Source organism: Dietzia sp. DQ11-44 (assembly GCF_014145205.1).
GTDB classification, from domain to species: Bacteria; Actinomycetota; Actinomycetes; order Mycobacteriales; family Mycobacteriaceae; genus Dietzia; species Dietzia natronolimnaea.
On record NZ_JAALEC010000414.1, the window covers coordinates 1 to 5,265 of the forward strand.

A 5,265-nucleotide genomic window follows, 5' to 3' on the forward strand; every position below is an offset into this window, starting at 1 on the left:
CGCGGAGGGCCTGGCGGTAGCTCGTGCGGCCGCCGGGCGGGGGGCCCAGCACCTCGTCGGCGTCGTCGACCAGGACGATCGCCTCGCAGCGCAGCGACTCCACCAGCGGCCGGGCCAGGGCGGGCTCGAGCGGGGTGACCAGGCCCATCCACAGCGAGGACAGCTTGGGCGTGAGCACGGGGACGGGGACCATGAGCCGGCGGTGCAGCCCGGCCTCCTCGGCGTAGATCTGCATCATCTGCCCGTAGGTCAACACGTCCGGCGCGCCCACGTCGATCACGCGCCCGTCGGCCAGGTCCCCGTCGAGCGGAACCGTGGTGGCGGCCGCGAGGTAGTGGACCACGTCCCGCACGGCGATCGCCTGGATGCGGTTGGAGACCCATTTCGGGGTGACCATCCCCGGGAGCCGGGTGGTCAGGTGCCGGATCATCTCGAACGAGGCGGACCCGGAGCCGATCACCACCCCGGCCTGGATCACCAGCGCGGGCACGGACGAGGCCAGCATGATCCGTCCCACCTCAACGCGCGAGCGCAGGTGGGTCGACAGGTCGGTCTCGTCCTCCGGGTGCAGCCCGGACAGGTGCACGATGCGGCCCACCCCGGCGGCCTCGACTGCGCGGACGAACGCCTCGGTGGTCTCGCGCTCCTCCTTCTCGAAGTCGGTCGAGTGGCCCATGGAGTGGACGAGGTGGCACGCCACGTCGACGCCGGCGAGGGCGGCCGACAGTGCGGCCTCGTCTCCCAGCCCGCCCTCGTGGATGGTGACCTGGTCCCCCCACGGCACATCGTCGAGACGCGCGGGCGTGCGCGCCAGGACCGAGACCTCGGCGCCGTCGGCGAGCAGTCGGGGGACGAGACGGGAGCCGACGTACCCGGTGGCGCCGATGACGAGGACGCGCGGGCCGGTCGGGGCGTCGGGGGATCCGTGGGGGTTGGTCATACCCGAGACTCTTCCAGTGCGGACGCCGATGCGCACCCGTTGACGGGGGACAGGACCGGCCCGGGGGCCCGGCCGGGGTGAGTCGTTCCGCGCACGAGTGGCGGCTTATCCGGATACTGGAGTGAGACCAGCCAGACGGACCGTGACGGGCGGAGGGAGAACAGATGGCGATCGGCGCGGCACGACCCCGACAACTCTCCAGATCGATGGACCTGTCCGGCGTCCGCATCGAGACCGCCAGGCTCCGCTCGGACCGGGCCGTGACCACCTTCTGGCGGTGGTGGACCGAGGGCGGGTGCCGCCGGACGACCGCCGCGCTCGAGTCGGGTGACGCCCGCCGCGTGGTCCCGGAGATCACCTCGCTCATCGAGGCGATCGACCCCGGGTTGTCGTGGGAGTTCGTCCCCGGGTCTCACGGCGCGCCGCACCGCCTGACCGTCACCGCGGCCGGGGTACCCGAGCTCCGCAGGGCGGCGCGCCGGTGGCTCGCTCAGGCCCCGCCCGCCGACGCCGACTGGTCGTACGCGGACCTGCGCGACCCGGTCTCCGGGTGCGCCATGCACTTCCGCGACCGACGCCTGGGCTTCGACGAGGCGGAGGTGGTGGTGGACTGCGGCCTCTCCCGGGCCGACGTGACCGTGCACCACCCCGGGTTCGCCGGACTCAAGGGATCCGACGCCGGGATCGCCGCCTACCTGCTGCTCGACGCCATGTGCGGGGAGGCCGCGGTGGAGATGTGGGTGGGCATGATCCGCTCCAACGCCACGGCCCCGGGGGACGACGCGGTCTCGCTGGACGCGCTGCCCGGGATCCTGCGGGAGATCGAGCGGGACAACACGGACGAGGACGGGGAACCCGCCTGGCAGATCCTGCACGGCGACACCTCCCGGGGCCCGATGGTGGCCGTGGTGCGCGTGCCCCTGGTGGCGCTCTCGGCCCCGGAGTTCGACCGGCACGTCGCCGTCCACGTGCCCTATACGGATGTCGAGGACGGCGGTCTGCCGGGATCGGCCTCCCTGCCCGGGCTGCGGGACTTCGAGGACCACCTGGTCGACCGCCTGGAGGGCACCGGCGAGTGCGTGGGCGCCGAGAGCTGCAACGGCCGCCGGCTCCTGCACTTCTACGTGGACTCCGCGACCCCCGCGCACGAGCAGCTGCGCGTGGCCGCCTCCGGCTGGGAACAGGGCGAGGTGACCCTGACGGTCACCGACGATCCGGGCTGGCGGAAGGTTCAGCACCTGCGGGTGTGAGGTCCCCCGAACTCGGACCTGGACCCGGGATCGGGCCCACGAACGCGTCCTCTCCGGGGCCGGTCACGACCGACACCTGCCGGGCGGGTCCGGAACGCGGTTCGATGGAGATCCAGCCCGGAATCCTGCCATCGAGTACCAGCTCGGGCGGATTCCCGGTCGTCGCACGCCCGGGGCCGGGGGCGTCCCAGTCGGCATCCACCCGGATCACGGTCGGCGGTGTCACGTCGGGGCCGCCGGGACCGGCGAGCGCGTCGATCCGCCCCTCGCTCAATGGGCCGTCGACGTCCCAGAACACCGCGTCCACGGGGGCGCCGGCGTCCGAGGCATCGGGGTCGACAATCCGGTATCTGGTCTCGTCGCCGATCGCCAGCAGCGGTCTCCAGCGGTCCGGGACGTCGGTGACCACCGCCACCCGATACCCGGCGGCGACCGCGCGGAAGGCCACCTGTCGACAGACGGCCGGACCGGCCGCGAGGAGTACCGAGCGCTGGTGAGGCCCCGCCAGCTGGACCGCGGCCGCGTTCCCGGTCCGGGTCGCCCCGAGGATCTGACCGCAACCGTGGGCGGGCGGGGCGAGGTCGTCGAGTTGATCGAGGCGCCGCCGGACCGTGGAGCCGGCGAGCGTCTCGGGTAGGGACTCACCCGGGACGGGCAGCACGCGCGGGGACGGCAACAGATGACACGATCCCGCGGACTGGGGGAGCGAGTCCACGGTGAGCCCCGCGAGACCCACGGTCGAGATCGAGTCGACGACGTCGCGGCGGCCCGGCACCCGGCGGAGTCGGAGCACCTCGGTGATGTCTGACGCGGGTACAGAGGTGAGGGCGTCCACGACCTCGCGCGGGTCCTCACCGGGGCGGACCACCAACCCCACTCCGTCGGTGGGATCGGCCTCGGCCTCGAGGTATCGCTCCGCCAGCTCTGTGGCATCGAGTACACGACACGGAACCCCGTGATGAACCAGAGATCGGCGGAGTCGTTCGGTGGCCACCGCGATGACCCACTGCGGCGCACCCCGCCCCGCCTCCGCCGGCGCGCTCAGCGCGAGTTCGGACAGGTCGAATCGGAGGAGCAGGTGGACGCGCCGGTGGGAGACCAGAGCCAACGGACCCACGAGCGAGCAGTACACCTCGCCGTCGGGGCCCGTCGCCGCACGTCGCCCGTGAACCACCACATCGATCCCCTCGAGCAGCACCCCACCCTGGTCGAGTTGCCGCGCGACCGCGCCCAGCGGAAGCCGGACGCCGAGGAAATCCGCCGGGTCGTCGCTCCCGACCTCGGTGGTCTCCAGAGCGCCGGCTGAGACCTCGACACCGGTGGTCACCACCTGGTGACCGCCGACGCACCCGACCAAGGAGAACTCGGGCGAGACCAGATCGACGACGTCGACGTCTGACCGGCGTGGGCGCGGTCCGCCTCCGAGCAGATATCGGCGCCGGTGACGGATGGTGGCGGCGCAGGCGACCAGTGAGGCGGCGGCGAACTGGACCCAGGGCTGCCAGGGCGGCGGGCAGATCACCGCGAGCACCCCCGAGGTCAGGAGGACGGTCAGGAGGATGAGAAGGGTGCGAGGGGCAGCCGTCACACGTCCTCCTGGCCTGGTCGGGGGCGCGCGAGGCCGCCCGGGAAGCCCGGCCATCCGGCCGGGACAGTGGCGTACCCTACCCCCGGAACCCGCCGTCGCGGGGCGTCACATCCGTGGGAAGGAGCCCGTTCGTGCCGCTGAAGCCGACGACCAGGGCGCAGGTCGACGGGCACCGTTTCCTGTCCCGGCGGGCCCGACACGCGGTGGCCGTCCGCGACGTCCGGATGCTCCACGATCCACTCAGGCGACAGTCGACGGGACTCATGCTGGGTGCGGTCGCCGCCGTCCTCGGTTGCGTCGGTGCGGCGGTCCTGGCCCTCCTCGATCCGACGCCCGATGTCGATCGCGCCGTGGTGATGGTGGGCCGGGACTCCGGCCAGATGTATGTCCGCGCCGGCGACACCGTCCACCCGGTGTTCAACCTCGCGTCCGCCCGTCTGGTGACGGGTCAGCCCGCCGACCCCACCACTGTGCGGGACTCGGACATCGCCCAGACGCGTCGCGGAGGACTGATCGGGATCCCCGGAGCGCCGTCCGCGCTGCCGGCACCGCGCGACGAGGACGGGGCCGCGGCGGTCTCGTGGACCGTGTGCGACGAGATCGCCGACGTCGATCGCGGTCGCCCCCGGATCGTCTCGACGAGTGTCGTCGCCCGTGACGGGGCGGCGGGACCCGGGCGTGACACCACCGGCGACGAGATCGTCCTGGCCGACCAGGACGGCAGGGGCTGGCTGCTGCGGGACGGGACCCGCTCGAGAATCGACTTGTCGGACGGCGACCTGCTGGCGATCCTCGGACTGGGCGGCGTCGAGCCGCGGCCGGTCACCGCGGCGTTGATCGACCCGCTGCCGGAGGTCGATCCGGTGGTGCGACCGGAGATCGATCTGGCCGGCAGGCCGGTGGACTACGGTCTCGACTCATTGCGGATCGGGCAGGTGTTCACGGTGGACACCGCCTCGGGCAGGGAGACCTACGTCGCCCTGGCAGATGGTGTCCAGGAGGTCGGTCCGGTGGTGGCCGACGTCATCCGTTCGACGACGACGGTGGGTGCGGTCGTGTCCGTGGATCCCGACCGGATGGGCGTCCCGCGCTCGGTGGCGCTGAACGTGGATGCCTTCCCAGCGGATCGTCCCTCGGTCCTCTCGACCGGTGACTCCCCGGTGCTGTGCGTTCGCGATGCGGGCAGGGAGGGGTCAGTGGGCCGGCGGGTGACCGTTGTCGCAGGCGCTCCGGCTCCGTCGGCCGCACAGGCGCGTCCGGTGGCCGGCGCGGACGGGGGCGGGCCGGCGATCGACGTGCTGGGCGTACCCGGTGGAGGCCTTCTGGTGACCGCGGTCGGACGAGGCACGTCAACCCGCGGTGCGGTGACGACGATCGTCGCCGATACGGGCGTGCGCTTCGACATCCCCGACCCGGAGACCGCAGCGGTCCTCGGTGTCGGTGGGACCCCGGTGCCGGTCGACGGTGCGATCATCGACCGGCTCCCA

General features: G+C 72.8%; 4 protein-coding genes. 2 read left to right on the top strand and 2 right to left on the bottom strand.

Annotated features, from left to right (window positions below):
* Positions 1–940 (bottom strand): NAD(P)H-binding protein (locus G6018_RS10805; protein ID WP_182639581.1); only part of this gene is annotated, 940 nt, incomplete at its 3' end.
* A gap of 164 nt (positions 941–1,104) precedes the next feature.
* Here G6018_RS10805 and G6018_RS10810 point away from each other — a divergent pair.
* Positions 1,105–2,190 carry a DUF695 domain-containing protein gene (locus tag G6018_RS10810; protein WP_179525901.1) on the top strand — a complete coding sequence of 362 codons (1,086 nt, stop codon included), beginning with the start codon at positions 1,105–1,107 and terminating at the stop codon, positions 2,188–2,190.
* On the opposite strand, the gene G6018_RS10815 is transcribed toward G6018_RS10810, so the two are convergent.
* Positions 2,144–3,778 carry a type VII secretion protein EccE gene (locus tag G6018_RS10815; protein WP_182639582.1) on the bottom strand — a complete coding sequence of 545 codons (1,635 nt, stop codon included), beginning with the start codon at positions 3,776–3,778 and terminating at the stop codon, positions 2,144–2,146. The genes G6018_RS10810 and G6018_RS10815 overlap by 47 nt on opposite strands.
* A gap of 131 nt (positions 3,779–3,909) precedes the next feature.
* Here G6018_RS10815 and eccB point away from each other — a divergent pair.
* Positions 3,910–5,265: type VII secretion protein EccB (eccB, locus tag G6018_RS10820; protein ID WP_182639583.1), on the top strand; the 1,356-nt coding region annotated here is incomplete at its 3' end.

Bases quoted from the DNA above. Each gene is read 5' to 3' on its own strand.
- G6018_RS10810 (WP_179525901.1), top strand. From the start codon at position 1,105: ATGGCGATCGGCGCGGCACGACCCCGACAACTCTCCAGATCGATGGAC.